General features: G+C 58.7%; 30 protein-coding genes and 1 tRNA gene. 8 read left to right on the forward strand and 23 right to left on the reverse strand.

The features are described 5' to 3' along the window. Positions 1-118: 118 nt before the first annotated feature. The 8 genes from NT179_07095 to NT179_07130 all read right to left on the reverse strand — a co-directional run bounded on the left by NT179_07095 (position 119) and on the right by NT179_07130 (position 5,053). Positions 119-508 (reverse strand): PilZ domain-containing protein, encoded by a 390-nt coding sequence (locus NT179_07095; GenBank protein ID MCX5721783.1) that lies wholly within the window; start codon positions 506-508, stop codon positions 119-121. A 92-nt stretch (positions 509-600) separates the two neighbouring features. Beyond that, positions 601-1,218, reverse strand: coding sequence for an OmpA family protein (locus tag NT179_07100; protein MCX5721784.1), 618 nt, complete (start codon positions 1,216-1,218; stop codon positions 601-603). Between the two features lie 217 nt (positions 1,219-1,435). Next, positions 1,436-1,585 carry a hypothetical protein gene (locus NT179_07105; protein MCX5721785.1) on the reverse strand — a complete coding sequence of 50 codons (150 nt, stop codon included), beginning with the start codon at positions 1,583-1,585 and terminating at the stop codon, positions 1,436-1,438. A 353-nt stretch (positions 1,586-1,938) separates the two neighbouring features. Then, a tRNA-Arg gene (locus NT179_07110) sits at positions 1,939-2,015 on the reverse strand. Positions 2,016-2,049: 34 nt separating this feature from the next. Beyond that, complete coding sequence (locus NT179_07115) at positions 2,050-2,559, reverse strand: shikimate kinase (GenBank protein ID MCX5721786.1); 510 nt, start codon at positions 2,557-2,559, stop codon at positions 2,050-2,052. After that, complete coding sequence (locus NT179_07120; protein MCX5721787.1) at positions 2,556-3,410, reverse strand: shikimate dehydrogenase; 855 nt, start codon at positions 3,408-3,410, stop codon at positions 2,556-2,558. The genes NT179_07115 and NT179_07120 overlap by 4 nt, the downstream gene beginning before the upstream one ends. 21 nt (positions 3,411-3,431) lie before the next feature. Then, entirely contained in the window at positions 3,432-4,187 is a 756-nt protein-coding gene (locus tag NT179_07125) for an SDR family oxidoreductase (protein ID MCX5721788.1), read from the reverse strand. Next, positions 4,184-5,053 (reverse strand): tRNA (adenine-N1)-methyltransferase, encoded by an 870-nt coding sequence (locus NT179_07130; protein MCX5721789.1) that lies wholly within the window; start codon positions 5,051-5,053, stop codon positions 4,184-4,186. The genes NT179_07125 and NT179_07130 overlap by 4 nt, the downstream gene beginning before the upstream one ends. Positions 5,054-5,449: 396 nt before the next feature. Between NT179_07130 and NT179_07135 the strand changes: the two genes are divergently transcribed. From NT179_07135 to NT179_07165, 7 genes are all read left to right on the forward strand, one after another. Continuing rightward, on the forward strand, positions 5,450-6,706 hold the full coding sequence (locus NT179_07135) for a sigma-70 family RNA polymerase sigma factor (GenBank protein MCX5721790.1): 1,257 nt from the start codon (positions 5,450-5,452) through the stop codon (positions 6,704-6,706). A gap of 115 nt (positions 6,707-6,821) precedes the next feature. After that, on the forward strand, positions 6,822-7,892 hold the full coding sequence (locus tag NT179_07140; protein MCX5721791.1) for a trypsin-like peptidase domain-containing protein: 1,071 nt from the start codon (positions 6,822-6,824) through the stop codon (positions 7,890-7,892). Next, entirely contained in the window at positions 7,889-8,671 is a 783-nt protein-coding gene (gene lipB / locus NT179_07145; protein ID MCX5721792.1) for a lipoyl(octanoyl) transferase LipB, read from the forward strand. The genes NT179_07140 and lipB overlap by 4 nt, the downstream gene beginning before the upstream one ends. Positions 8,672-8,685: 14 nt before the next feature. Further along, a complete protein-coding gene (locus tag NT179_07150; protein MCX5721793.1) occupies positions 8,686-9,942 on the forward strand; it encodes a Glu/Leu/Phe/Val dehydrogenase in 1,257 nt (418 codons plus the stop codon). 31 nt (positions 9,943-9,973) lie between these two features. Further along, positions 9,974-10,381, forward strand: a complete 408-nt coding sequence (locus NT179_07155) for a hypothetical protein (protein MCX5721794.1) — start codon at positions 9,974-9,976, stop codon at positions 10,379-10,381. After that, positions 10,363-10,701: a hypothetical protein gene (locus tag NT179_07160; GenBank protein MCX5721795.1), complete on the forward strand. Its 339-nt coding sequence runs from the start codon at positions 10,363-10,365 to the stop codon at positions 10,699-10,701. Before NT179_07155 ends, NT179_07160 begins: the two co-directional genes overlap by 19 nt. 123 nt (positions 10,702-10,824) lie before the next feature. Further along, on the forward strand, positions 10,825-11,358 hold the full coding sequence (locus NT179_07165; protein ID MCX5721796.1) for a hypothetical protein: 534 nt from the start codon (positions 10,825-10,827) through the stop codon (positions 11,356-11,358). 176 nt (positions 11,359-11,534) lie between these two features. Here the strand turns inward: NT179_07165 and NT179_07170 are convergent, their stop codons facing one another. The 4 genes from NT179_07170 to NT179_07185 form a co-directional block, all read right to left on the reverse strand. Continuing rightward, positions 11,535-12,458 (reverse strand): D-alanyl-D-alanine carboxypeptidase, encoded by a 924-nt coding sequence (locus tag NT179_07170; protein MCX5721797.1) that lies wholly within the window; start codon positions 12,456-12,458, stop codon positions 11,535-11,537. Positions 12,459-12,475: 17 nt separating this feature from the next. After that, on the reverse strand, positions 12,476-12,664 hold the full coding sequence (locus NT179_07175; GenBank protein MCX5721798.1) for a hypothetical protein: 189 nt from the start codon (positions 12,662-12,664) through the stop codon (positions 12,476-12,478). 28 nt (positions 12,665-12,692) lie between these two features. Beyond that, positions 12,693-12,893 (reverse strand): hypothetical protein, encoded by a 201-nt coding sequence (locus tag NT179_07180; protein MCX5721799.1) that lies wholly within the window; start codon positions 12,891-12,893, stop codon positions 12,693-12,695. Positions 12,894-13,022: 129 nt separating this feature from the next. Further along, positions 13,023-14,219: a VCBS repeat-containing protein gene (locus tag NT179_07185; protein MCX5721800.1), complete on the reverse strand. Its 1,197-nt coding sequence runs from the start codon at positions 14,217-14,219 to the stop codon at positions 13,023-13,025. Between the two features lie 240 nt (positions 14,220-14,459). On the opposite strand from NT179_07185, the gene NT179_07190 reads away from it, so the two are divergent. Further along, on the forward strand, positions 14,460-14,780 hold the full coding sequence (locus NT179_07190) for a hypothetical protein (protein ID MCX5721801.1): 321 nt from the start codon (positions 14,460-14,462) through the stop codon (positions 14,778-14,780). Positions 14,781-14,999: 219 nt separating this feature from the next. Here NT179_07190 and NT179_07195 read toward each other — a convergent pair whose 3' ends face one another. The 11 genes from NT179_07195 to pheA form a co-directional block, all read right to left on the reverse strand. Further along, entirely contained in the window at positions 15,000-16,001 is a 1,002-nt protein-coding gene (locus NT179_07195; protein ID MCX5721802.1) for a PCP reductase family protein, read from the reverse strand. A gap of 13 nt (positions 16,002-16,014) precedes the next feature. After that, complete coding sequence (locus NT179_07200; protein MCX5721803.1) at positions 16,015-16,296, reverse strand: integration host factor subunit beta; 282 nt, start codon at positions 16,294-16,296, stop codon at positions 16,015-16,017. A gap of 52 nt (positions 16,297-16,348) precedes the next feature. Further along, the gene (sppA, locus tag NT179_07205; protein ID MCX5721804.1) at positions 16,349-17,242 is read right to left on the reverse strand and encodes a signal peptide peptidase SppA; all 894 of its coding nucleotides are present in this window, start codon (positions 17,240-17,242) and stop codon (positions 16,349-16,351) included. A 74-nt stretch (positions 17,243-17,316) separates the two neighbouring features. Next, on the reverse strand, positions 17,317-19,032 hold the full coding sequence (locus tag NT179_07210; GenBank protein MCX5721805.1) for a 30S ribosomal protein S1: 1,716 nt from the start codon (positions 19,030-19,032) through the stop codon (positions 17,317-17,319). 59 nt (positions 19,033-19,091) lie between these two features. Then, entirely contained in the window at positions 19,092-19,748 is a 657-nt protein-coding gene (locus NT179_07215; GenBank protein ID MCX5721806.1) for a lysophospholipid acyltransferase family protein, read from the reverse strand. Then, positions 19,745-20,440 (reverse strand): (d)CMP kinase, encoded by a 696-nt coding sequence (gene cmk, locus NT179_07220; protein MCX5721807.1) that lies wholly within the window; start codon positions 20,438-20,440, stop codon positions 19,745-19,747. The genes NT179_07215 and cmk overlap by 4 nt, the downstream gene beginning before the upstream one ends. 23 nt (positions 20,441-20,463) lie before the next feature. Continuing rightward, on the reverse strand, positions 20,464-21,786 hold the full coding sequence (aroA, locus tag NT179_07225) for a 3-phosphoshikimate 1-carboxyvinyltransferase (GenBank protein ID MCX5721808.1): 1,323 nt from the start codon (positions 21,784-21,786) through the stop codon (positions 20,464-20,466). A 5-nt stretch (positions 21,787-21,791) separates the two neighbouring features. Then, positions 21,792-22,685, reverse strand: coding sequence for a prephenate dehydrogenase/arogenate dehydrogenase family protein (locus tag NT179_07230; protein ID MCX5721809.1), 894 nt, complete (start codon positions 22,683-22,685; stop codon positions 21,792-21,794). Positions 22,686-22,731: 46 nt separating this feature from the next. Next, positions 22,732-23,745, reverse strand: coding sequence for a 3-deoxy-7-phosphoheptulonate synthase (gene aroF / locus NT179_07235; GenBank protein ID MCX5721810.1), 1,014 nt, complete (start codon positions 23,743-23,745; stop codon positions 22,732-22,734). Positions 23,746-23,763: 18 nt separating this feature from the next. Beyond that, positions 23,764-24,846, reverse strand: coding sequence for a histidinol-phosphate transaminase (gene hisC / locus NT179_07240; GenBank protein MCX5721811.1), 1,083 nt, complete (start codon positions 24,844-24,846; stop codon positions 23,764-23,766). Positions 24,847-24,850: 4 nt separating this feature from the next. Then, complete coding sequence (gene pheA / locus NT179_07245; protein MCX5721812.1) at positions 24,851-25,927, reverse strand: prephenate dehydratase; 1,077 nt, start codon at positions 25,925-25,927, stop codon at positions 24,851-24,853. Positions 25,928-26,097: the final 170 nt, after the last annotated feature.

Genomic DNA, 26,097 nt, shown 5'->3' on the forward strand with positions numbered 1-26,097 from the left:
CATGGCGCGACTCTGGCTCGCGAATAAATCATGGAATAAGTGGAAAGGGCCCCGTTCGTAGAGGGCAGGCGATTGTCAGGTCTATATTGGATGGTACGAAAAACCTGGTGAGAAAAGATTACGCAGTGCCTTCTGCATCGAGGTTGGCAATGACTTGCTTGAGTTTCGCCTTCTCCTCAGCCTGGATCTTGGTGAACTGGATCCCGAAGGTCTTGGCCTTCACCCACCGCACATGGGCTTCGTCGATACGCAGGGGCCAATCGAGCCCTGGAACATAGATGCGGCATTCGAAGGACGTGCCCTCGACAACCGGGAAATCCGTCTCGATCATACAGCCACCGATGGAGAGGTCCCGCGTCCGGCCTTGGCCCTCCCGTTGCCCTCCCGAGAAGGTGCTTCTGAACTGCGACGTAAAACGCGGCTGCTGGCGCTGCTCCCTGAACGATTCTTCCTTGCCGGCGCGGGGCTTCGATTTCTTCGCGCTGGTTTTGGCGGAACTCTTGGTCATGGCCCGGCCCCCTTCAGTCCAACTCAAACAAGAAGCCCCGGCGTCTCGCGACTGAGCAGGCCGGGGCTTCTCGAACAGAGTAAGTCTTTTCGCTACTGCTTCAGCTTCAGCAACACATGCCCGCGGCGATTCTGCTGATAGCAGGATTCATCCTGGTCCCTGCAGAACGGGCGCTCCTTGCCGTACGACAGGATCGCCACCTGCTTGGGACTGACCCCGGACTCCACCAAATAACTGCGGGCGGCCTTCGCCCGCTTATCGCCCAGCACCACATTGTAGTCGGCCGTTCCCCGTTCATCGCAATGGCCTTCCACCTTCATCACAGCGCCAGGGTGATCCTTGAGCCACTGCGCATCACGGTTCAAGGCAGCCATGCCACTATCCGACAACAGCCACTGATCGTATCCGAAAAACACGTCTTGCAAGCCGGCTTCGATGGCCGCCTGTTCTTCCCTGGTTAACTCCGCGCGCTGACGGGCGCCCATCCCGGAAGAGGCGAGCGATGCGATATCCCCGCCACGGCCCAACCGTTCTTCCATGGGATTCCGAGAGAAACCACTCAATCCTCCGTCCGACCGACCTTGAGTCAGACCGCCTTCGGATCCCGTCTCTCCATCAGACTGCAGCCATTTCATGCTACAGCCCTGTCCTGCCAGCAGGACAAGCCCCATCGCTATTACAACACTGGTCTTCGTCGGACGTCCGATCATGATTGTTCCCCTCCCTTGGAATAAGATTTCGCCTATGTAGGTAAAATATAGCACCTGAATGAAAAAGCGAGTCCACTAACGGACAGCGACAATTTCACCTGAGTTATCAAGCTATTGGGAGTGGAAATATGGAATTGATGCGGAAAGATGAACGCCGGTAAGCGAACAGGCCCTCTCTCTCAGCAGCCAGAAATGAGGTGGCAAGAAAGGAAGCTATTTAGAAGTGAGTCAGCTTGCGATCAGCCCACCGTGGCGGATGCATCACAGTACTCAATGCAGCCACAGCGCAAATAAAGGCCAGCATGGCCAACCCCACCATCAAGAAAAACCCAGCCCGGACATCGTGAAGGACATCGTGGTTCATCATGGCCTCTCCTTCTTGGCTGCGCTGTTCGTCGCGGCTCTGTTATCCGTAAAAACAGATCGCCACATGATCATTAAAATCATACTACAGCAATCATCGAGTGCAATAGGAATAGTGCTGCCCCTGGCACATAGTCTACGACCGAGAACCCCTTCACCCAAAGGCTCACGAGGTCCTGTCAGTATAGCATCCCAGGGAAGGCGTGAATTCCGCTGGTTCGCGTGGACAAGAAGCTGGAAGTGATTGAAAACTATGATGTTTACGAGCCATGACCCGCTCGAAACAACTGGAGAACCGAGCCCTACTCCGTTGATATTGCAACGGTTCAGGCTGGACGGTTTGCCGGATTATTTGGATGGTGCGCCCGGAGGGAATTGAACCCCCAACCCCCGGATCCGAAGTCCGATGCTCTATCCAATTGAGCTACGGGCGCATCGGCTATTTCAAACACTTCGAGTGAGACCTTGTCAAGAACGGGGAAGCAATGCGAGCAGCGCTTCGACCAATTGATCGATCGTTCGACCGTCCGTCGCGATGACATGATCGGCGGCGGCGCGATACTTTGGCTCCCGCTCCCGCAACACATCCTGAATTTCCTCGACGAACGATTTGGTCCCGGTCAGCGAGGGGCGCTGATTATCCCCGCCGATGCGTTTCGCAATCGTCTCGACGGAGGCCGTCAGCCAAAACAAGGTGCCGTTCTTCTTGAGCGCTTCGACATTCTGCGGGCGAAGGATGGCCCCGCCTCCTGTATCGATCACGAGCTGGTCGCGGCCAGCAAGATCACGGCAGACAGCAGACTCCAGATCGCGAAAATGCTCCCAGCCCTCTTGCGCCACGATCTCCGGAATGGTCCGCTTCGCCCGAGCGACGATCTCCGCGTCGGTTGACAGACAGTCTCGTCCCAACCGCGCCGCAAGCCGCCTCCCCACCGTACTCTTGCCGGTCCCCCGATAGCCGATCAGGACGATGTTCATGAGAAGCGGGACTCCAGCACGGCGCGCATGACGTCGGTCGGCGCTGCCTGGTTGGTCCAGAGTTCGAACTGCGCCGCTGCTTGATGGAGAAACATCTCGAGCCCTGGAATCGTGCGGCAGCCCGCCGCCTTCGCCTCCCTCAGCAGCCTGGTCTCCCGAGGGTTGTACACGATGTCCATGACCGTCAATCCCGCATGGAGCAACGAAGCCGGCACAGAGGTTCCCTGCACATTGGGCGACATGCCCATCGGGGTGCAATGGATCAGCACCTGAGCCTCCGGCAAAACCTGTCGCAGAGTCGCTTCATCCAAAGGCGATGCCTGCACTGTCAGTCCTGTCTTCGATTGGAGATCCTGCGCCAGAGTTGTGCGTTCCCGTTCGTCGATTCCCAAGAGGGTCAAGCGATCGATTCCCGCCTCTGTTCCGAGCGCAAAGGCGATCGCGCGGGCCGCGCCTCCGGACCCGAGCATCACCACATACTGCCCCTTCAAGGCCACGCCACCTTCGCGAAGCGCGCGCAAGGCGCCGGTTGCATCGGTGTTGTAGCCTGTCAGGCTTCCGCCCTCTACCACAATCGTATTGATCGCGCCGATATGACGGGCGGTCGGTTCGACAGAATCGAGAAAGGGAACGGCCGCCACCTTATGGGGGATGGTCACGCTGGCGCCACGAAAGTTACCCAGGGCGCGCAGCCCCTTGATCGCGTCGCCGATCGCTTCCACGCGGAAGGCCAGATACACGAAGTTCAAACCGAGTTTCTGAAACGCGGCATTATGAATCGCGGGAGAGAGCGAATGTTCGACGGGATTGCCGATGACGCCGCAGAACTGAGTATGTGCATTGATATCCATAGGTTCGAGAATCGCCGCGCCTCAGGAAATGGTCATGCCACCATCGACCGGGAAGGTTCCGCCTGTGACCCAGGCTGCCTCGTCGGACGCGAGATAGAGGACCATGCTGGCCACTTCTTCCGGCTTCCCGACTCGCCGGATAGGATAGTGCGCCAGAATGGGGTCCAGTTGTTCGGGATTGCTCATCAGAGGAGCGGCCATCGGCGTATCGATCAGTCCTGGATTCACCACGTTGCAACGAATCCCATCCTTGGCGTAGTCGACCGCCAGGGCTCTAGTCAGGGAATCGAGCGCCCCTTTGGAGGCGGCATAGGCCGGCAAGGTAGGGAGCCCGATCAGACTCGCAATGGAGGAGATATTGACGATCGCGCCAGTCCCCTGCTTCAGCATCTGCGGCAAAGCAGCCCGCGTCATGCGAAACACCCCGTTCAGATTGACGTCGAGGATCTGCGCCCAGGTTGCATCATCGGTCTCGTGCAGACGTTTCCCAAACTCTCCGATTCCCGCATTATTGACGAGGATGTCCAGCCGCCCGAACTGCTGCAGCGTCTGACGCACCGTTTCCTGGACATGCGCTTCATCTGTGACCGATCCGGCAACGGCCAAGACCTGGCCCTGCTCCTTCACAATGTCGCTCACGACCCGGTCCAGCTCCCCTTGCCGTCTTCCCGTGATCACGACCGAGGCCCCTTCGCGCGCAAAGGCTTTGGCGATTGCTTCACCGATACCGGCGTTGCCCCCCGTAACGATCGCGACCTTTCCACTTAACCGATTCATCGCGCGTCGTCCTCTTGCTCGTCACGATCATCGGCAGCCTCGTCCACAGCCTCAGCCGCTTGCGCGGTGGGCCACAAACCAGACTCGATTTTCCTGGCCACGGTGATGAAGCCTGAATGGGCAACCATGCGGTGATCGGGCCGGACGCTACGGCCCTGAATCGACCAGGTCCTCAAGAGCGTTTCAAACGTTTCGATCATGCCAAAGACCATCGCTTTCTCAAGGGCCTCCACTGTCTGCACCACTTGAGGAACGGTGGGCACAAAACTCAAATAGATCCCGCCGGAACGGAGAGCCTGGGCCGCATGAGGCACCACCTGCCAAGGCTCCGGAAGATCGAGGACGAGACGATCGAAAAGCAAACCATCGTCGAGCAGGCTGATCCCCTCATACACGTTCCGGCGAAGCGGGATAAGATTCGGCATCGGGCCCATGTACCGTTCAATATTCGTCATCGCCGTTTTCGCGAAATCCTCGCGGGCTTCGTAAGTCACGACCAGACCGCGCGGGCCCACGGCACGCAGGAGGGCCATCGTCAGAGCTCCGGAGCCGGTCCCCGCCTCGAACACGCGCGCGCCGGGATAGACATCCGCCCACATGGGAATGAGGGCCAAATCTTTCGGATACAACACCTGCGCGCCCCGCGGCATCTTCAGCACATAGTCGCCGAAGGTCGGCTTGAGCGCCAACATCGTCTTATTGCCGGAAAGCGTGACCAAAGAGCCGTCCGGCTTTCCGATGAGGTCGTCATGATCGATTTTGTGACCGCTCAGTTGATAGCGATCTCCGGCCTTTAAGGTCAGGGCATACTGCCGCCCCTTCTTATCGACCAAGTGGATACGTTCGCCCGATTGAAATTGTGCCATAGGAGCCCATTCTAGAAGCGCTGCGCCTGGTTTTCAACCGGACAAACAACCAGGCTCTTCCCTCTTGCCGCTTTTCACAACGACTGTTTCAGCCGCTTGCAATGTGGCAATTGAGCCTGTGCCCTATCGCCGCACTGCGCAATTGTGACAAGGCTGCATCACCGCCCCTCACCTCTCCTCATTAAATCGCTCTAACAGTCCTGCCTTTTCGATGGATTACGAGCTACCGCTCTCATGAACAGTCCAGCACAGGATTTGCTGCATAGAAAGGCAACAAAACAAGAATGAATCGTTTTACGAATCACTGTCTCTCATGTAGTAGAGCAACAAACCAAACCGACCGAGGTCACAGCCATGCGGAACACAACATCGGACAGTCAGAGGAGGGGCAACGACATGAGAGAACATTTATTCCCAACCCCTGAACCGGAAGAGTTGGTCGCGATTGCAAAGGATGTCGATGCAGACGATCCTGAAGCGAGCGGCCTCCTGGATGTGATCGGTCGCGATACCTCCGAAGAGGAAGAGCCTGTCGTGCAGGCAAAGGCCGTGACTCGCACCGCTGTGAATGGCGGCCCTTTCATGTTGGAGTCGCTCTACTTTCGCTCATTCGGAGGACGGGCCTTGCTGACCAGAGAAGAAGAAGTCGAGCTGGCGAAGAAGATCGATGGCGGGACGAGTACCATTCGAAAGGCCTTACGGCGCGCCATCCAAGCGGTCCCCAAACTCAAACGGACTGATTCTGTGATCGAGGCGGTTCAGACTCTCCAGCTCGTCAAAGGGTTGAGCGGACTCTCAGCCACGTCGCTCAATAAGGCCGAGCAGAGTCTGACCGAGATAATCTCACAAGGAACGGGACAACAAAAACTTCCGGCGACCATAGTCAAGCAGCTTAAGGAAGAGTTGGCCACCCTCCGCTCCGCCCGGATCGTGCTCGAACAGGCCAAGGACGAATTGGTGCGCTGCAATCTGCGGCTCGTGGTGGATATCGCCAAGCACTACACGGGCCGCGGCTTGACCCTGCTGGATCTCGTGCAGGAAGGCAATATCGGGTTGATGAAAGCGGCCGAACGCTATCAATACCGCAAGGGATTCAAATTCAGCACCTATGCCACCTGGTGGATCCGTCAAGGCATCACCAGAGGGCTGGCGGATCAATCGCGGACCATTCGCATCCCGGTTCACCAGACTGAAGCCTCGCACCGCATTCTTCGCGTGACCAGACGGCTCGGACAACAACTGGGCCGTCCGGCTCGGATTGAAGAAGTGGCCGAGGTGCTGAAGATGAGACCGGAGCGACTCCACGAAACCGTGCAGGCCTTTCAAGAGCCGGTTGCCCTGGAGAAACCGGTGGGTGACGGGACCACGGAATTCGGGGAACTGCTCCCGGATCTGCAAGCAGTCCCGCCGGACGCCAATGTGCACTTGACGGAAATGGCGCAGCAGCTTGAACGGATTCTCGGCATGCTCACGCCGCGAGAGCAGACCGTCATCCGGCTACGATTCGGGATCGGCTACGATCAAGCCTGCACGTTGGAGCAGGTAGGACAGAGCCTCTCGGTGACGAGAGAACGGATTCGTCAAATTGAAGCGAAAGCGCTCAAGAAGCTGAAGACTCCTCAGATTAAAGAAATGTTTGCCGCCATCCAGTAAACGCGGTCATCCGACAGAAAGGGGCGAGGATCATCCTCGCCCCTTTTCTCTTCTACGGCTTTCCCCCTGAGAGCACTTATGCGACAATGAGGCCCTCTCGAATGGACGAGGCCCCATGATGACTGTGCGCACAACAACGATCCACTCTCTCCTCTTTCGCTTCGTCACAATTTCATTCCTTCTTGCCAGCGCCTGGACCCTGGAGGCGCCGATCGCCTCAGCTGAGCCAGTGGTCGGATCAGCCCCCTCCCATGAAAAACCTCTCTCGGTCCCGGCCGTCGTGGCAAAAGTGCGCCCTTCGGTCGTCACCATTCTGACGCGCGGCGTGCCTGCCACTCCCTCGCAGGCCCAATCCGGGTCCGGATCCGGCGTCATTATCGACGAGGGCGGCTATATCCTGACAAACAATCACCTGGTGGCGGGCATCAAAAGCCTGGTGGTGGGACTCTCAACCGGCCGATTGACTCCGGGCCGTGTCGTCGCCCGAGACTTTCTGCTCGATCTGGCCCTCGTCAAGATCACAGCCACGGACTTGGTGCCAGCCACGCTGAGTCCTTCTCCATCGCTTGAGATCGGCGAGTCGGTCATCGCCATCGGCAACCCCCTCGCCCTCAAGGGAGGCTCAACTGTCACAGTCGGGGTCGTCAGCGCGGTCGATCGCTCGGTGCTCACCCCGGACGGCGAAACCCTCTACGATCTGATCCAAACCGATGCCGCTATCAACCCGGGCAATAGCGGAGGGCCGCTCGTCGATCTGGCCGGTCATGTGATCGGCATCAACGTGGCCATCGCCCCCTCTGCTCAAGCCATCAGCTATGCGATTTCCATGGAAGCCATCTACCCCCATATTCAATCGATGATCGCCCGCGGCTCGGTCCTCCGCCCCGACATCGGATTCACCCCTGTCACCATCACAGCCAGCATCATGGCCAGCTTCGAACTGGAAGGCGACCGCGGGGTCCTGGCCCTCAATGTCAAACCGACAGGGCCTGCTGCCGTCGGCGGCCTCCATAACGAAGACATCATTACCGCTGTGGAACAACATCAGATTTATAATCTCGGAGATTTTTGGCATGCCCTCCGACGGTCCGGGGACCAGCCTCTCTTGCAACTGACGATTCAAAGAAAAAACGTCCAGTCCACGATCTCGATTCAAAAACCCGCATTGCTGAAGCCTGTCCCATGAGTCACGATTTCCCGAAACAGAAGAAGAAGACTCCCCCAATTCCTGCCCAGCAAGTCGGGAGGCTCATTCGATTCTCCGAGCCAGTCCCCTATGCGGAGGCCTGGACCATTCAACAACAACTGCAAGAAGAACGGATTGCGGAGAGGCAAGGGGATACCCTGTTGCTCCTTGAACATGCGCCGGTCTATACCCTGGGCCGTAGCACCAAGCCAACCCATTGGAACTGCGGAGAAGAGGCTCTTCGTCAAACAGGCGCCAGCCTCCAGTCCGTCGATCGGGGAGGCTCGATCACCTACCATGGACCGGGACAGGTCGTGGGTTATCCCATTCTCAAACTGTCCCATTATTGTTCAGGGCCGAAACAGTATGTGCGGATGTTGGAGGAAGTCCTGATCCAGACCCTCGCGCACTGGGAGATTGACGGCTATCGCCTCGACAAGAAACCTGGCGTCTGGGTCCGCGCGAACCAGGCCGATGCGAAGATTGCCGCGATCGGAGTCCGGATCGATCACGGGGTCACGATCCACGGATTTGCGCTCAACGTGGACCTGGACCTCTCCCCCTTCTCCCATATCCTGCCCTGCGGCCTGGCGCAATGTCCCATCACCTCCATGGCGGAGGTCCGGCAGTCTGCCCTCTCCCCTCTAGCCGTTGCGCAGCAGGTCGCAGTAGCATTCGCGCGAACGTTCAATCTGCAATGGATCGATCTCCCGCCTGCCCCCCTGAGGCAGGAGCATCATGATCGCCAGCTTACAGCGGCATCCCAACTGCACCCCTGATAAAGGAACAACCCATGCGTGAATTCGACACACAAACGTTCCGGCTGGCGGTGGCGCAGTTCGATCAAGCAGCCGAGGCGATGGAGCTGGACCAGAATTTACGCGAGCGGCTGAAACTTCCGCAGCGGTCACTGATCGTCAGCGTGCCGGTTCGCATGGATGATGGCCGGGTCGAAGTCTATACCGGCTATCGGGTACAGCATGATTCGTCCCGCGGCCCCACCAAGGGCGGTGTCCGCTACCATCCGGACGTGAATCTCGGGGAAGTCGCAGCCCTCGCCATGTGGATGACCTGGAAATGCGCCTTAACCGACCTGCCCTATGGAGGAGCCAAGGGGGGCGTGGCAATCGATCCCAAACAATTGTCGCGAGCAGAACTCCAGCGACTAACCAGGCGCTATGCCGCGGAAATCTTCCCGCTGATCGGACCGGAGCAGGACATCCCCGCCCCGGACGTCGGCACAGACGCCCAGGTGATGGCATGGATGATGGACACCTATAGTCAGCAAGTGGGGTACTCAGTGCCGGGCGTCGTCACAGGCAAGCCTCTCTCGATCGGCGGCAGCCTCGGACGTGAAGAGGCCACAGGCCGCGGAGTGACCTATGTCACCATCGAAGCCCTCCGTCATCTCAAGCTCGACATGCAGAACTGCACCGTGGCCATCCAAGGATTCGGCAATGTGGGGTCCCACACTGCTCGCATCATGCAAGAATGCGGCGCGCGCGTGATCGCCGTGAGCGATGTGAACGGCGGCATCCATAATGCGAAAGGGTTGGATATTCCGGAGCTCCTCACCCGCTACCAGACCGACGGCCAATCCCTCCGCGAGACCAAGCTGGGAGACTGGCTCTCCAACGACGACTTGCTGCAGCTCGACTGCACCGTGCTGGTCCCAGCCGCGCTCTCCGAGCAGATCACCGAACGCAATGCCGCAAAGCTGCGCTGCAGGATTCTTGCCGAAGGGGCGAACGGTCCGACGACCCTGGAGGCCGATCGCATCTTACAAGACAAGGGCGTCTTTATTATTCCGGACATCCTGGCCAACTCCGGTGGCGTGATCGTGTCCTACTTCGAATGGGTGCAGGATGTGCAGCGATTTTTCTGGAAAGCCACAGACATTCAAGACCGGCTGCAGGATATTCTGACCAGCGCCTTTCATCGGACATTACAGTTTTCCCTCTCCAGAAACACGTCCATGCGGATGGCCGCCCTGATGAGCGGAATCGATAAAGTCGCCCAGGCCCATCTCCATCGTGGGCTCTACCCGTGAACGAGCAATATCAGATGGGCAGGAATCGCGCATGGCCGGGGGCTCTCGATTGAAGGACTATGCCTTGGCCGCCCTCGCCGGCATTTGGTTGACCGACGGCATCACCCTGTTGATCGCTCCCCGCTTCATCATCACGCAGGTCCGCGAGTTACTGCAGCGGTCCCCGTCGATATTGCGGTGGGAGCTTCTCGCCATCATCGCGGGCACCTTCTTGTTTTTCGCCGCGCAGGACCTGCCCTACCGGTGGCTCTGGCTGGTGACGGCGGGAGGCATGGTCGCCAAGGGACTCTTCTTGTCGTTCGGATCTCCCTCCTGGCGTGAACCGGTCATCGCGTGGTGCATCGGTCGGGACGACATCGACTATCGATTCTGGGGACTGGGTCTCTGTGCGCTTGCGGCCCTGTTACTCCATGCGCTAGGGTGGATCGGCCGAAACTGAATCGCACCATCGCAGAGGATTTCGAAATGGACCGGGCTGCCGTGCTGACCCTCTGGGAAACCCACAAGAAAGCACGATGGCCTCAGGTGGGCAGTCTTCAAGAAGGCCCACTGATGACATTGGACACGGTGATCAGCGGCTGCGTGGTGTATTGCCTCGACAGCCCCGAGGGGCTCGATGCGCAGCGACTTGGGATCGTCGAAGATTGTCTCGCCGACCTGGACAACCTGACCGCCGAGCTCGACGAAGACTGTCTGCCCTACTTTCAACGGCTCCGGCGCCTCGGCGCCCTCCTCATCGCCAGCCACCGCACCAACTAAACGCCATTCCTTGCAAGTTCACAGACCGTTCGATAAAATGCGCGCGGATTGCATGGCCCGCCAATTTCGCCAATAGATTGTACGCACCAGTGAGCTCTCGAAACCCGGGGTAAGGAGAAGTCGATGAAGGATGTATTGCGAGTTGTCACGCTGACCTGCCTGGTCATGGCCGGAGTCGGCCCATGGATCTCTTCCGGCTATGCCGAGCCCTACGAATTGAGCAAGAACGACGTGATGGACGCCAAGCTCTTGAAAAGCACCGACGTCTCACTGTTTGGCGTCAAACTGGGAGACTCCGAAGCCACCGCATTGGACTCGCTGGTGAATGAAAAAATTCCTGGAATTAAAGTGGAACAGGAAGCCTTGTTTATTTTCCTGCTCGACCAACGTAAACCGACCGGTCCGATGGCCGGCGTGCGGATCCAGGACGGCAAGGTCGATCTCATCTTTATCAATAACCGATTCTCCTATAAGACCCGCGGCATCTTCCGCAACGTCTTGAACAGTGAAAGCCCTGATGACGTGCGCAAGCTGTTGGGACAGGAAGAATACGGAGATGAGAACGTGATGGGCGCCATCCTGGCGTACGACAAGCAGGGGTTCGTCATCAACTATCTCGGGAAAGACGTCAACGTCGAGTTCTCCCCTCTTCGGTAGAAAATCCGGCAGGGGCTCGGCCCCTGCCAACTCCCGCGCGCCTCGCCTTCCACACAGACCAGGCCTGACGACCTTCACCGCGCCCTATGAGGAATTACGCGAGCAAGCGCCGTGGCGCAGCCATCAGGCTACGCCGTCGCGCCTCAGCGCATATCGAGATCATCACGCGGGGGAATTCAGTGGGGGACTTCAGAGACCCGGAGCCCGTAGCTAATGAGGTTCGTCGCGGTATTCCAACGGCGATTCGAGTTGAGAATCACCAGCAACAAATCGCTCCCATTCTGAGAGACCTTGGCAATCAGGCACCGGCCGGCCTTGGACGTAAATCCCGTCTTCACCCCTTCGACGCCGGGGATGCGCCCCAACAGTTTGTTCGTGGTGTGCAGGATATACGCATGCTGTCCGTTGACCGGCGTAATGATCGCCCGCTCTTCACGGACCAACTGCCGGAAGATCGGCTGATCGAGGGCAATGACACTCAACGTCGCCAGGTCTTCGGCCGTCGAGTAATGGTCCGGGTTGTCGAACCCGCAGCCATTGCTGAAATGCGTATCGGCCAAGCCGAGGGCCGCCGCCTTGGCATTCATGAGGACCACGAACTGTGCTTCGTCGCCCCCCACATGCTCCACCGCGGCAAGGCAGGCATCGTTTGCGGACATGATTAACATGGCCTTCAGCAGATCTTCCAACCGGAAAACCTGCCCCGCCTTCACGCGCAAGTGCGTCTTGTGAGCCCTGGCGGCATTGGGGCTGATCGTCACGAGATCATCCAGCTGCCCCTTCTCCAGAATGACCAGCGCCGACATGATTTTCGTGAGACTGGCTGGGGACATCCGCTTCCCGGCATCGTGTTCGTACAACACCCGCCCGGTCTTGAGATCCTTGAGCAGAATGCCATGGGCTGGAGCGACTCGCCAGGGAGGAAGCTGATGCCCGGCCATCGCGGGCTGAACATACACCGGTTGAGCCGCGACGCTTTTCGCGAGCGCAAGGGAGGGAGTGGCGGTCGCCGCACTGATTATCGCAAGACCAACGAGCAGCCTCGCAGTATTGGCGAGGGATATCCCGCGAGAGGACTTCTCATCGTCTCTTGTCATCATGCGCGTATCACTCCTGCTCATAGGGTAAATGACTCCCGCACCTTTCCTCCGCGAAACCCGCTGTCGATCACTTTATGGAAGAATCGGAGCAGGTCGGCAAGGTCAATCCAGAATCCACAATTCAAACAACGGGCATAGAGGCGTCGGTTGACTAGCGTATAGTGACGCTCGACCATCATGAAGCCTTTGCATTTCAAACAGTCCATCGGTGCGCCCTAGTTCAGTCGTCGGTTTCTACCGAAGTCGTTTCATCACTAGCGCCAAACAGCCGGCCAGCAAGCCTCCGCCGAAAATCGTCGTGCCGAACGAGAGGTAGGGGCTCGCCCCGTTCCCGGGAGCGGCTCCATCAAGCAGGTCTCGCACTCCCCCCTGAACCATCAGGATCGACAGTGTGAGCAGCGCACCGATAGCAAACCACCACCCAAAGGATCTCACTGATATCCTCAAACCGAGCACGAATAGGCATAAAATCGCACTATTGGCCACTCTAGCCGAGGGTCGATAGGCTGTCAAGCAGACGGCCCTTTGCTGTCACTCTCGTCATCGGTCGAGTTGGGACAAACCTTACTGCCTGTCCGCAGCGGGGGCGGTCACAGACTTCAAGCCTCGATGCAAAAAGATGGAGACGCTGCCATTGCCGTTGTCCGCCGTCACAAGCCCCGGCTCTTCCTCTTCCTTCGTCGTGACACGAAACGTCGCAAGGGCAAAGGGGCCCGGCTTCGTCCCATAATTTTTGGGTGGATACTCGAAGGTTCCATCGCCCCGGCCAAAGAGAATCGACAAATCGCTCGACTGGAGATTGACGATGGCGACGTCGATGCGATGATCGCCGTTGAAGTCGCGGGCCAGCCCGAAATTCGGCCCTGCATCGGCGCCGGAATCATGGCCAGGCAGGAACGTCCCATTCCCGTTACCGAGAAAAGTTGTGAAGCTATCCTTCTCGCCGTTGATCACCAGCAGATCGTGGATCCGGTCATTATTGAAATCAGCGAAGCTGACCCCGAGCGGGCGCTTGTCCGTCCGATAGTCGGTGGGAAGGCGGAAGGTCCCGTCCCCGTTCCCAGCCCAAATGGACACAGCGTTCGACATCGGCCCCCCGTTCGTCACAGCTAGGTCGATCGTCCCGTCGCCATTCAAGTCTGCCAGCGCGATGGATGTGGGCGTATCGCCATATTCGTACTGCGCCCCAGGGGTAAAATCGCCGGTGCCAGCCCCCAGAAAGACCTTGATCTTGTCATTGCGCAATGCGACTACGAGATCCGGCGCATGATCGCCGTTCAGATCGGCGCTGGCGATGGCAATGGGAGTCCGATGGACCGGATAGCGCGGGCCTTCTTCGAACTTCCCGTCGACGCGACCGAGAAGGACCGACACTTCGTCGCCCCCGGAACAGGCCAATGCCACATCGGGATAGGAGTCGCGGTTGAACAACCCCAGCGCCAGTGAGCGTGGCTCCTTGCAGACATTCAGTTGGACTTGCTCGCGGAAGGTGCCGTCACCGTTGCCCAGGAGAATCGAGAGCGTATTGCTGCCGATGTTGGTTGTCAGCAAATCAGTCAGCCCGTCTTGATTGACATCCGTCGTGGTCACGGTGGTCGGACTCTTGCCGACTTTGTAGCTGGCAAAATAATAGAAAAGATCAGGCGGGGTATAGGGATCCTGCTTGGTACAGCCACTGACTATAAGGAGAACGAGACCGGTCGCTACGACCGCCAGATTCAAATGCCTGCGCCCATTATGGCCGTCGCCCTGTTTGCTCACGCAGGACTCCTCACGTAGGGACCAGGCGACAGGGAAATACCTCTGCATACATATGCCCTTCACCAGGCCGTCAGTCGAAGTCAGTCGCGCCAGTATACAGACCAACGCTTTCTCCTGGCAATCAATCCGCCCGTGCAGTAATCCACGCCAAAACGCACTTTCCCAGTCCTGGCGGGCGTAGCAAGGCTTTGAAAACGGCGTTGCGTTTGGGATATACTGTTTTCTTGGCAAGGAGGACCCATGAGCAAGATGATGAAAATTGATCTGTCGATGTACGGAATCGCCGAGATCCTGCACTGGTGCCACGACCGCAATAAGGGTCGCATCCCCGGAGTGGACACGGCAGGATTCGAGAAGATGAAGGCGCTCTTGGCTGAGAAGCCCCAGTCAGGAGATTATTTCGCTCTCGATCAGTTCTGGAAGACGAGAGTCCTCCTGGAACTGACCGAAGAAGAAGTCGCAACGATCGATCGCTGTCTCTACGATATCCCCAATTTGGACAGCGAACCTCTTCCGCAAATCCGTCATAAGTTCTGGCCGCAACAAGCAGCGGCAGTCTAGCTCAGAGAGGGGCCGTCTACAACGTGGCCGAGAACCGCGTGAGTAATCCATTGCGTGTTAGCGCGAACTGGCAGGATGAAAAAACTGCCCTTGCAGGATGCTCAAAAAGGCCGTCCAGCAAGGCCGCAGCGAGTGAAAGCCCGAGGCGTACCCTTTGGGTACGTTGAGGGTTTGAACGAAGCGAGAACGAAGCTGGTGGCCTTTTTCAGCATCCTGCCGCTAGAGCGACCCTTCGCCCTTGAGATACCGGCGAAAGCGTCCCATCAAATCGGCGCCGAGCGTCCCACCTTCCGGCTTCTTCACGTCCGGATCGGCAAAATGCCCGCGAATTTCCTGAAGGCGCTTTTCCGCCTGTTCATTCCCCTGCAGCCGCTTGGTCTTCTCCAACGCCGTATCGAAAGCCTCAAACGTCAACTCGTTGTATCCGAATGAGCGAATCCGTTTGACCGCTTTCATCATGGCCTGATTCCGAAAGCCCGTCAGATGCTCCGAATCGATCTCTTTGAGCCCGAGCTTCCGAGCCCGCCGCTCGGCGGCCTTGCGGATTCCGCTGCGCACGAAATCAGGAGACGTCTGCAGCCGCTTCCAGGCCTCATCGGTCCAGGCGACTCGCTCTTGAGGGGCGCCCCACAATTGCAGCAAGATCGACTCGTCGATCTTCGTCACGCCCTTCTCTCTCGCCAAATCTTCCGTGTCCCGTTTCAGCATGTCCGTAACGAATTCCACGGCGATCGGCGGCGATTGTTTCAATTTCTCGTGCAACTGGGCCAGCGCCCCCTCGCTCCACTCCAAGGGAGGCGCCGAAGCCTCACGGAGATCGCCCAGCGCTTCCACCTTTTCGAAGAGCTCGACGTTCACCTCGAGATGCCCTCGCTCCTTGGCGATCTCTTCGGCAATTTGCTTGGTCATGCCGCGCATGAATTCCGGCACGGTGTTTAGCCGTTCCTTGGCGGCAGCCGTCCAGGGGAGATGGCCTTGCGCCATTTGCTCCGCCGCGTCCGCCATGCCGGATTCGCCGCCCATCCCACCCATCATTTGATTCTTGAACTGATCGAGGATCTCCCCCGTAATCTCCGCGTAGCCAAATTCCTTGGCCTTCTTTTCGGCCAAACGGCGAACCATGCCGCGCAAAAATAATGGGGCCCGCTCGAGACGTTTGGAGGCCTCGTCCGTCCAACGGACATCTATCCCGACCGCATCCTGAGAATCTGGTGAGTTCATGGTCCGCTTCCTGTTATGACTGGTTCAGGAGTTCTTTCAATTCTTTGCCGGCCTTGAAGAACGGCACCTTCTTGGCTGGCACCGCCACGGTGGCGCCGGTCTTGGGATTCCGCCCCTCTTTCATCCGGCGAGCCCGCAACCGAAAGCTGCCGAACCCTCGAATCTCCGTCTTGTCGCCGTTCTTCAACGAGTCCCGCACACAGTCGAAAATCGTATTGACGACGACTTCCGCCTGCCGCTTCGTCAAGGTCGTCACCTGCTCGGATACACGCTCGATGATCTGGGCCTTCGTCATAATGGGCTCCCCTTTCGTGGTGTGAATCGGCCAACCGGCCGACCCGACCGCGCTAAAACGCCATAAGATACTTCAACCCGACCCCGGAATAAAAATCCAACTTGGGAAAGAGCACCGACAATCGCGACTCGATCAACTCTCTGATCGAAAATCGCCGGCGCGGCTCAATGACTTTCGGCTCTCCCTCGATACCGGCCACATCCGCCGCAAGCTGGATGGCATCGTCCAAATCGCCGAGTTCGTCCACCAGCTTTGACGCTTTGGCCTGACGACCCGTGAAAATCCTGCCGTCCGCCAGGGCCTGCACAACCGCCAGATCGAGTCCACGCCCCTCCGCCACCGCCTCGATAAACTGCTGATGGACATCGTCCATGACGGATTGGAGCAGCGCGCGCTCCTCATCGCTCATCTTCCGGAGCGGCGACCCCACATCCTTATAGCGCCCGCTTTTAATCACGATGCCTTCGACCCCGATCTTCTTGAGCAGCCCCTCGACGTTGGCCATCTCCATGATGACCCCGATACTCCCCGTCAGGGTTCCTGAATTGGCCATGATCCGATCGGTCGCCACCGCAATATAGTACCCCCCGGACGCCGCCACCGTGCCCATGGAGGTAATCACCGCCTTATTGTGTTTGCTGCGCACCCGCTGCACCGCATCGTGGATTTCCTGCGACGGCACGACCCCTCCGCCGGGACTGTCGATCCGCAAGACGATCGCTTTCACGGAGGGATTCTCCGCAAACCGCTTCAACTCGCTGATCGTGGCTTGCGCATCCAGGATGACCCCTTCGATGCGAATCACTCCCACCCGGTCCTCCATCGAAAAATCGAGATCGGGGAAGAACAGATTCATCAGGAAGAGGAACCCCAGCCCGAGGCCGAGCGCCCAGAATATTTTACGCAGGATGCCGCGCTTGGCCGGCTTATCTGTTTCAAGAGCCATAATTTTTCTGTTCACTCACAATGCCGGGAGCGCCTAGGCGCTCCCGGCATATACGGAAACCCGGTGACTCGAACCTACTTCTCGTCCTCGGCTGAGCCACGTTTCCGGCTCTGCTTCGCCGCGCGACCCAAGCTCTGGTCCAACGTGCCTTGGGTGGAATGGTATTCATCCACCTGCCGGCGATCGCTATCCGACTGGTGATCGCGCAAGCTGAGCGCAATCTTCCGCTCTTCACGATCCACCTTGATGATCTTGGCCGTCACTTCATCGCCCAGCTTGAACTTCTCTTCCAGCTTGGCTTGCGCATCGAGACCCGCCTCGCTGATGTGAATCAAGCCTTCAACGCCTCCGTCCAATTCGACGAAGATGCCGAAGTCGGCGATCTTGCTGACCTTCCCGACCGCCACATCCCCGACACCGTACCGGTTCGGGATCTCGGCGTCCCAGGGATCGCTCCCCAGCTGCTTATACCCGAGCGACAGCCGCTCCTTTTCCTTGTCGATCCGCAGAACCACGGCTTCGACCTTCTGGCCCTTCTTGAAGAGCTCAGAGGGATGCTTGATGTGCTTCGTCCAGGACATGTCGGAAATATGGATCAATCCATCGATGCCCTCTTCGAGTCCGACGAACGCGCCGAAGTCTGTGAGGCTCTTCACCTTCCCTTCGATGCGCGTGCCGATGGCGTACTTGCCTTCCACCATATCCCAGGGGTTCGGCGCCGTCTGCTTCATGCCGAGCGAGATCTTCCTGCTGCCAGGATCCACGTTCAACACCGCCGCTTCGACCTGATCGCCGATGGAGACGACGCGCGACGGATGCCGCACTTCATGCGTCCAGGACATCTCGGAGACATGGACCAATCCCTCGACGCCCGGTTCGAGTTCGATGAACGCGCCGTAATCGGTCAAGCTCACGACACGGCCGCGGACGCGCGTGCCGATTGCGTACTTGCCGGCCACGCCGCTCCATGGATCCGCGCTCTTCTGCTTCAGACCGAGTGAAATACGTCCGGTCTCGCGATCGTACTTGAGGACGCTGACTTCCACCTTATCGCCGATGTTGAACATTTCCGACGGATGGCCGACACGGCCCCAGGACATGTCCGTGATGTGGAGCAGTCCGTCGATGCCGCCGAGGTCGATGAAGGCTCCGTAATCCGTGATGTTCTTCACCACGCCTTGGATCAACTGCCCTTCCTTCAACGTGGAGAGGGTGTTCTTCCGCTTCGAATCTCTCGTCTCTTCCAGCAGCACGCGCCGGGAAACGACGACGTTGCCGCGGCGATGATTGATCTTGATGATCTTGAGGGGGAACGTGCGCCCGACCAGCCCGTCGAGATCCCGCACCGGATGGAGGTCGATCTGCGAGCCAGGCAAAAACGCCTTCACGCCGATGTCCACCATCATGCCGCCCTTGATCCGCGCCACGATCTTGCCGTCGATGCTCTTCTCTTCATTGAAGAGCTTCTCCAGCTCTTCCCAAATCTTCATCTTGTCGGCTTTTTCTTTCGACAAAACCAGATTGCCGTCCGCGTCTTCGCACTCCTCGATGTAGACTTTGATCGGATCGCCCACCTTGAGGTTCTGGAGCTCCTCGGTGGAAAACTGATCGTTCGAGATCATGCCTTCGGACTTGTATCCGATATCGACAACGACCTTGTCTTTGCTCACGGCAACGACGCGGCCCTCCGTGATGGTGCCCTCTTCGAGGTTTTTGAAGGTCTCCTCGTACAGGGCCGCTAAGGCCGCTCGGTCTAACTGCTGGTCACTCGATGGCGAAACCGTACTCATGGGTGAATCCTACCCTTCCGACAGGTGTCGGGTGCTGATGGTTAAAGAAACACCGACATTCACTCAGCGTTGCGAATGCCGGCACTGGACTGCTGAACCGGAGACTCGATGACACCTAAGGAGGCGATGCGATTCATCACGGTGCGACTCACCTCCTGATAAAACTGCTTCCCTTCTCCGTGCTCCCCGTTTCGGGAAAACGTGAGGGGCTCGCCATACAACACGGTCACGGGACGAAAACGCGGCCACATGGTGCCCATCGGCAGCACCTCGTAGGTGCCCTTGAGATAGGCCGGCACCACCGGACAGCCGGTCTGCGCCACAATCACGCCGATCCCCGGCTTGGGAACTTGCAGCCGTCCGTCCTGGCTGCGGCTCCCCTCAGGAAAGATCACCACGATCTTTCCTGCCTTGATCAAACTGACTGCCTTGCCGAATGCGTCACGATCCAACCGGCCGGTCCGCAAGGGAATCCATCCCAACCATTGGCAGATCGCCTTGCCGCCTGGAACCGAGAAAAGATCGCTCCGCCCCAAATACCAGGCCCGCCGCCCTAGCCCACAACCCAGGAACGGGATATCCAAATAACTGGCATGGTTCGCCGCCACGATGAACCCGCCGCTCTTGGGAACAGACCCCACGACCCGATAGCGGAAACACATTTTCCCGATGGCCAGGAAGAGAATCCGCAAAAACCCATAGATCGCTCCGCTCACAACTTCGCCGCAATCACAGCCATCATCTGGTCCACCACCTCGGTCGCGGATAAATTCGAGGTGTCGATATGGCTGGCATCCTCAGCAGGAACCAGCGGGGAGATCGCGCGGGAGCGGTCCCTCGTATCGCGGCTCGCCAGATCGGCATTCGTCTCTTCAAGCGCCCCGGAATGGCCCGCCGTCACCAGTTCCCGATGCCGGCGCTGCGCTCGCACATTCGGATCCGCTTCGAGGAAAAATTTCACATCTGCGGCGGGAAACACCTTCGTGCCCATGTCGCGCCCCTCCGCCACTACCGCCCCGCCTGCTCCAATCTGTCGCTGAATCGGCAACAGCCAGGCCCGCACGACGGGAATAGCAGAGACTACCGAGGCAGCGGCCGACACGCCGGGCGTTCTGAGTGCGCCGGTCACATCCTTGCGGTTTACTAAGACCGTAACGGTTCCGTGATGCAGCGGCATCTCAATCGAAAGACTGGGTAGCAAGGCGGCAACCGCCACCTCATCAGCCGGATCCAAGCCTGACTCAATCACTGCCCAGGCCGTCGCCCGATAGAGGGCCCCCGTATCGAGATAGAGATAGCCCAATCGAGCAGCCAGCGACTTGGCCGCCGTGCTCTTGCCGACACCGGCAGGGCCGTCGATCGCCACGATCAACCGGTTCGCTTGTTTATGTTCCGTCACAGTTCCCACGTCGTGGCCCCGTATTATAGCTGTCACTGACGGTCCGTCAATAATTCCAACAGTGTGCGCTGAAAGGCCGGGAAGGATGTGTCGATGCAGGCAGTCTCATCGATCACGGTCGGCGCCGACGCAGTCAGGCCGGCGATGGCCAACGACATCGCTACGCGATGGTCTCCGTGACTCCTGCCGCGAGCAGCCTGCAAGCAGCCATTCTTCTCTGCCGTGCCCAACCCTCGCACCACCATCCCGTCCGGCTGTTCCGTAATCTGCGCCCCCATCACGCGCAATTCCGTCGAGACGGTCGCGATCCGATCGCTCTCTTTCACCCGCAGCTCCTCGGCCCCTGAAATAATCGTCTCCCCCTTCGCGACCGCAGCCGCGACACAGAGGATCGGGAACTCATCGATCGTCTGAGGAATCAGCTCAGGCCCGACCGACACCCCGTGCAATCTGGCCGACTTCACCCGGATATCCGCAACCGGCTCTCCCGCTTCTTCCCGCCGATTGAGCAATTGAATATCCGCGCCCATGCTCATCATCACATCCAGCAAACCGGTTCTAGTGGGATTGATCCCCACATGCTGAATCGTCACATCCGAGCCGGGCACAATCGTCGCGCCCACGATGAAGAAGGCAGCGGCGGAGAAATCGCCCGGCACAACAAGTTGCGGGACCCCATTCCATCCGACCGAGGGCCGGCCCTCGACCAACAGCGTCGTCCCTTCCCTCTTCAATCCGATACCGAAAAACTGAAACATCCGTTCCGTATGGTCCCGCGAGAGACGGGGCTCAGTGAGACGGCTCGTCCCTTCAGCAAACAAGGCCGCCAGCAGCAGGGCGGATTTAATTTGCGCGCTCGCCACAGGCGACGCATAGGTGATCGCACGGAGACGCCTCCCCGTCACGGCGAGAGGCGCCAGTTCACCACCCTTACGCCCGGCGATACTCGCGCCCATTTCCCGCAACGGTTTGACGATCCGCCCCATCGGACGGCGCCTGATCGATTCATCGCCGGTCAAAACTGTAAAAAAATCCTGCCCGGCCAGCAGACCGGTCAAAAGGCGAATGCCTGTTCCTGAGTTCCCGCAATCGATCGGTCCGCTCGGCTCAGTCAGGCCCCACAAGCCTTTTCCATGCACGCACAATTCCTCGGCCGATTCATCGATACGGACGCCCAGAGCCTGCAACGCGCGCATCGTGTTGAGGCAGTCTTCACCGCGGCAATAGCGAGCAACCCTGCTGATCCCATTGGCCAAAGCGGTCAGAATGATCGCGCGATGGGTAATCGACTTATCGCCGGGGACGAAAATCGTTCCCTGTAACGGCCGGCCTGGCGTGATCGTGATAGACGTCATACGTACTATGCGGACACAACCGGCCTTGCAGAAAGCTTCTCTCGCTCCTGCCTGGCCCGTTCGAGTTCCTTTTCGATCCCTGCTGCATCGCCCACTCGGATGAGCTGCTTCAACTGGCCCAACGATCGCTCATAGGCTTCGATAAACGTGACCACATTGTCGCGGTTCCAGAGGAATATATCGCGCCACATCTCAGGCGAACTGGCGGCAATCCTGGTCGTGTCCCGCAACCCGCCGCCAGAATGGCTCGCCAGATCGAGAGCGGGAATCTGCTGGTCGCGAATTTCAGCCAACGCATTGATCAAGGCAAAGGCCGCCACATGGGGCAAATGACTCACCGCGCCAAGGATCTTGTCATGCAGATGGGCATCCATCGTGAGCACCACCGAGCCGGTCTCCTGCCACATCGCGGTCACTTGCTTGAGCGCCTGTTGATCCGTCGTCTTCGTCGGCGTGATGATGCAGCGCGCGCCCATAAAGAGCTGATCCGATCCGGCCGCCACGCCCGTCTTTTCCTTGCCGGCAATAGGATGAGCTCCGACAAAATGGACGCCGGCCGGCATGGCCCGTTCAGCCTGTTCCACCAGGAGCCCCTTCACACTGCCGACATCCGTCACAATCGCGCCCGGCTTCAAACAGGAGGCCCATTCCGTCAAATGCCGCTCATAGGTATCGACCGGCGTTGCCAGCACGACCAGATCAGCATCCTTCACGCCCTCTTTGGGATCGATGACATAGCGGTCGATCGCGCCCAGCTCCACCGCCGTCTTCAAATTCTCGATGCGCCGCCCGACCCCGACGACCCTGGTCGCCAAGCCCTTCCGGCGCAGGATCATGCCGAGTGATCCGCCGATCAACCCGACTCCGATAATCGTGACCTGTGTAAAGTGCGGCGCCATACTTCACGCTGGATCGAGGCCAAGCCTCCATCCCGAGTCCTTCAGGTTACAGGTCCCGACCGACCGCGACTGCGATCTTCCGCATGTCATGCATCAGCTCTTTGAACTTGCTCGGCTTGATGGATTCTTCCCCGTCGCACAGCGCGCATTCCGGGTTTGAATGGACTTCGATCAGCAGGCCGTCCGCTCCGGCCGCCACGGCTGCTTTCGACATCGGCGCCACCAGATTCCATTTACCGGTCGCATGGCTGGGATCGACGATGACGGGCAAATGCGACAGTTCCTTTAACGTCGGCACCGCCGCGAGATCGAGCGTGTTGCGATATTGCGTTTCGAAGGTCCTGATCCCCCGCTCGCACAACATGACGTTCTGGTTTCCGCGAGACATGATGTATTCCGCCGACAGGAGGAATTCCTTGATCGTGGCCGACAGGCCCCGCTTCAACAGCACCGGCTTGTCGTAAGCTCCGACTTCCTTGAGGAGCTCGAAGTTCTGCATATTGCGCGCGCCGATCTGGATGATGTCGGCCTTTTCGAGAAACAAGTCGATGTCGCGGGTGTCCAGAATCTCGCTGACCACCGGCAACCCGGTCTGCTTCTTCGCTTCCAGCAGATAGTCCAATCCTTCGCGTCCCAACCCCTGAAAGGAATAGGGAGAGGTGCGAGGCTTGTAGGCGCCGCCGCGCAAGATGCTCGCGCCGGCCGCCTTGACCTCGTGGGCAATCCCGACCGTTAGTTCGAGCCGCTCCACCGCGCAGGGGCCCGCCATAATGACCAGCTTGTTGCCGCCGATCTTGACGCCGCCCACATCGATGATCGTGCCTTCACGCTTAAACTCCCGGCTGACCAGTTTCCAGGGCGCGAGAATCGGCAGCACACTTTCCACGCCAGGCAAGGCCGTGAGCGGCTGATTGTGCAGGATCCGATCGTCGCCGATGACGGCGATGATCGTCCGTTCCTGGCCGGTCGACAATTGCGACTTCAATCCCAACTCGCGAAGCCGATCAATAATGTGGTCGACTTCCCGTTCGCTGGCTTCTGGCTTTAATACAATAATCATGTTGCCCTCACCCTGCACTCAACGCGAATGAAGCACCCGCTTGAGCGCAGCCAAAAATTCCTTGTTCTCTTCTTCCAGGCCGATGGTCACGCGAACCATGGGCCCCTCGATGTGACGAACGATGATGCCATCCCGCAACAGGGCCTCGAACACCGTTCGGCCATCTCGTCCGATATCGACATAGACAAAATTCGCCTCGCTCGGAATCGGCGTAAATCCGAGATCGGTCAAACCCCTGACCACCTGCTCCATCCCTGCTGCATTCACCGCCCGGCTCCGCGCCACATGATCGTCGTCCCCGAGAGCGGCGAGGGCGGCGCGCTGCGCCAGACTATTGGCGTTGAAGGGAGGACGGAGACGGTTTAGAAAATTCACGATCTCCGTCGTCGCCACGCCATACCCGATGCGCAATCCCGCGAGGCCATAGATCTTCGAAAAGGTCCGCAGCACGATCACATTCCTCCCCTGCTTCACATAGGCCAGGGAATCCGGGAACTGCGGACTCCGGACATACTCGAAGTAGGCTTCGTCGAAGATCACGACGACATGAGCCGGCACGCGCGCGAGCAGCCGTTCGACTTCCTCGGCCGACACCATCGTGCCGGTCGGGTTATTGGGGTTGCACACGAACAGCAATCTCGTCCGGTCCGTGATGGCGTCCGCCATCGCCGAAAGATCGTGCCGCCACTGTTTCAAGGGGACGATGACCGGCTTCCCGTGCGCCGCTGTCACTTCCATCTTATAGATGACGAAGGTCTGGTCCGCCATGACCGCTTCATCGCCCGGGGCCAAAAACGTCCTGGCGAGCAAACCCAGGATTTCATCCGATCCGTTCCCGAGGATCACCTGATCCGACGTCACCTTGCAGCGATCCGCCAAGGCTTCGCGCAAACGAAACGCGCCTCCGTCTGGATAGCGGTGCAGCGTCTCATGGCCCTCGCGCAATGCAGCGAGCGCCTTCGGGGAAGGGCCCAAGGGATTCTCGTTGGACGCCAGCTTGATGACGCGCGCGAGACCCAGCTCCCGTTGAAGCTCCTCAATCGGCTTCCCGGGAACATAGGGACTCAGCGAGGCGATATCTGGGTGGACCTTCAGTGCCATGGTGCTAATTGTGCGCCGGGTACGATCCCAGCACTTTCATGAAGAGACAACGACCGGTGATTTCTTCAACGGCTTTCTTGACCCGCTCTTCCTCGATATGGCCTTCGATATCGACGAAGAAAATATACTCCCAGGCTTTCCGCCTGGAGGGACGAGACTCAATCTTGGTCATGCTCAGGCCATGCGAGGCAAAGGGCCGGAGCAAATCATAGAGGGCGCCGACCTTGTCTTTCACCGACAGCATCAAGGAGGTCTTATCTTTCCCCGTACGCTGAGGCGGTTTCTGGGACAGGATCAGGAAGCGGGTCATATTGTTCATATTGTCTTCGATGCGGGCCTTGATGACCTTCAACCCGTAAAGCTGGGCCGCTAACTCCGACGCAATGGCGGCAAGCGAAGGATTCTCCAGACACAGTTCCGCCGCGCGAGCGGTGCTCGCCACTTCCGACACCGGCACATTAGGGAGGTTGGTCTCCAGCCAGTTACGGCATTGGGCAATAGCCTGGGGATGCGAGTGGATTTTCTTCACCTCTTCCATCACGCCGGACTTCGAAAGCAAGTGATGGGATACTTCCTGAAGAATTTCGCCGTAGATCAAGAGATTGGAGTCGATGAACATATCGAGCGTATGGTTCACCACCCCTTCCGTCGTGTTCTCAATCGGAACCACGCCGAAATTGGCTCGCCCTCGCTCGACTTCGTTGAACACGTCCTTGATGCTATTGACCGGAATATATTGGGCGGAGGACCCGAATTTCTGCATGCAGGCCATGTGCGTGAACGTGGCGCGAGGCCCCAGATAGGCGACCTTCTGAGGGCCCTCGAGCGAGAGGGACGCGGACATGATTTCACGATAGACGGGGCGAATCGCCTCGGAGGGAAAGGGTCCGGAATTCTGCTGGACAAGGCGCGCAATGATCGCCGCCTCACGTGCCGGGGTATGGAGGTTGGCGTCAGCGTCCTGCTGCTTCTTCAGCTTCCCGATCTCAATGACGCTTTTAGACCGCTCATTGAGCAGATGCAAAATCTCGTCATCGATACGATCGATTTCTTTCCGGTAGTCGGAAAGGTCTCCGGACATAACTAACCCCCTCTTTCCAGCCCAGTGAGGCGGTTACCCGTCCGTCGGCTGGAAGTGGCGCAGGCCAAGTAGGAAATGATACAGGAACCATTCCCGACAATGCAAGGAGATCCTCGACCTTTCAGTAGTTTACGCAATGGACCCGGCCCATTCGAATCTGCGGCCAGCAG

This window comes from Nitrospirota bacterium, from assembly GCA_026387665.1.
In the GTDB taxonomy this organism is placed as follows: Bacteria; Nitrospirota; Nitrospiria; order Nitrospirales; family Nitrospiraceae; genus Palsa-1315.

Excerpts from the sequence above, each read along its gene's own strand:
- NT179_07105 (MCX5721785.1), bottom strand. The coding sequence starts at position 1,585 with ATGATGAACCACGATGTCCTTCACGATGTCCGGGCTGGGTTTTTCTTG.
- NT179_07175 (MCX5721798.1), bottom strand. The coding sequence starts at position 12,664 with ATGGACTGTTTGAAATGCAAAGGCTTCATGATGGTCGAGCGTCACTAT.
- NT179_07150 (MCX5721793.1), top strand. The coding sequence starts at position 8,686 with ATGCGTGAATTCGACACACAAACGTTCCGGCTGGCGGTGGCGCAGTTC.
- sppA (MCX5721804.1), bottom strand. The coding sequence starts at position 17,242 with ATGGCTCTTGAAACAGATAAGCCGGCCAAGCGCGGCATCCTGCGTAAA.
- pheA (MCX5721812.1), bottom strand. The coding sequence starts at position 25,927 with ATGTCCGGAGACCTTTCCGACTACCGGAAAGAAATCGATCGTATCGAT.
- NT179_07130 (MCX5721789.1), bottom strand. The coding sequence starts at position 5,053 with ATGGCACAATTTCAATCGGGCGAACGTATCCACTTGGTCGATAAGAAG.
- NT179_07155 (MCX5721794.1), top strand. The coding sequence starts at position 9,974 with ATGGCCGGGGGCTCTCGATTGAAGGACTATGCCTTGGCCGCCCTCGCC.
- NT179_07100 (MCX5721784.1), bottom strand. The coding sequence starts at position 1,218 with ATGATCGGACGTCCGACGAAGACCAGTGTTGTAATAGCGATGGGGCTT.
- aroA (MCX5721808.1), bottom strand. The coding sequence starts at position 21,786 with ATGACGTCTATCACGATCACGCCAGGCCGGCCGTTACAGGGAACGATT.
- lipB (MCX5721792.1), top strand. The coding sequence starts at position 7,889 with ATGAGTCACGATTTCCCGAAACAGAAGAAGAAGACTCCCCCAATTCCT.
- NT179_07120 (MCX5721787.1), bottom strand. The coding sequence starts at position 3,410 with ATGGATATCAATGCACATACTCAGTTCTGCGGCGTCATCGGCAATCCC.
- NT179_07095 (MCX5721783.1), bottom strand. The coding sequence starts at position 508 with ATGACCAAGAGTTCCGCCAAAACCAGCGCGAAGAAATCGAAGCCCCGC.
- NT179_07210 (MCX5721805.1), bottom strand. The coding sequence starts at position 19,032 with ATGAGTACGGTTTCGCCATCGAGTGACCAGCAGTTAGACCGAGCGGCC.
- NT179_07190 (MCX5721801.1), top strand. The coding sequence starts at position 14,460 with ATGAGCAAGATGATGAAAATTGATCTGTCGATGTACGGAATCGCCGAG.
- aroF (MCX5721810.1), bottom strand. The coding sequence starts at position 23,745 with ATGATTATTGTATTAAAGCCAGAAGCCAGCGAACGGGAAGTCGACCAC.
- NT179_07200 (MCX5721803.1), bottom strand. The coding sequence starts at position 16,296 with ATGACGAAGGCCCAGATCATCGAGCGTGTATCCGAGCAGGTGACGACC.
- NT179_07165 (MCX5721796.1), top strand. The coding sequence starts at position 10,825 with ATGAAGGATGTATTGCGAGTTGTCACGCTGACCTGCCTGGTCATGGCC.
- NT179_07125 (MCX5721788.1), bottom strand. The coding sequence starts at position 4,187 with ATGAATCGGTTAAGTGGAAAGGTCGCGATCGTTACGGGGGGCAACGCC.
- NT179_07195 (MCX5721802.1), bottom strand. The coding sequence starts at position 16,001 with ATGAACTCACCAGATTCTCAGGATGCGGTCGGGATAGATGTCCGTTGG.
- NT179_07135 (MCX5721790.1), top strand. The coding sequence starts at position 5,450 with ATGAGAGAACATTTATTCCCAACCCCTGAACCGGAAGAGTTGGTCGCG.
- NT179_07140 (MCX5721791.1), top strand. The coding sequence starts at position 6,822 with ATGATGACTGTGCGCACAACAACGATCCACTCTCTCCTCTTTCGCTTC.
- NT179_07230 (MCX5721809.1), bottom strand. The coding sequence starts at position 22,685 with ATGGCGCCGCACTTTACACAGGTCACGATTATCGGAGTCGGGTTGATC.
- NT179_07115 (MCX5721786.1), bottom strand. The coding sequence starts at position 2,559 with ATGAACATCGTCCTGATCGGCTATCGGGGGACCGGCAAGAGTACGGTG.
- NT179_07170 (MCX5721797.1), bottom strand. The coding sequence starts at position 12,458 with ATGATGACAAGAGACGATGAGAAGTCCTCTCGCGGGATATCCCTCGCC.
- hisC (MCX5721811.1), bottom strand. The coding sequence starts at position 24,846 with ATGGCACTGAAGGTCCACCCAGATATCGCCTCGCTGAGTCCCTATGTT.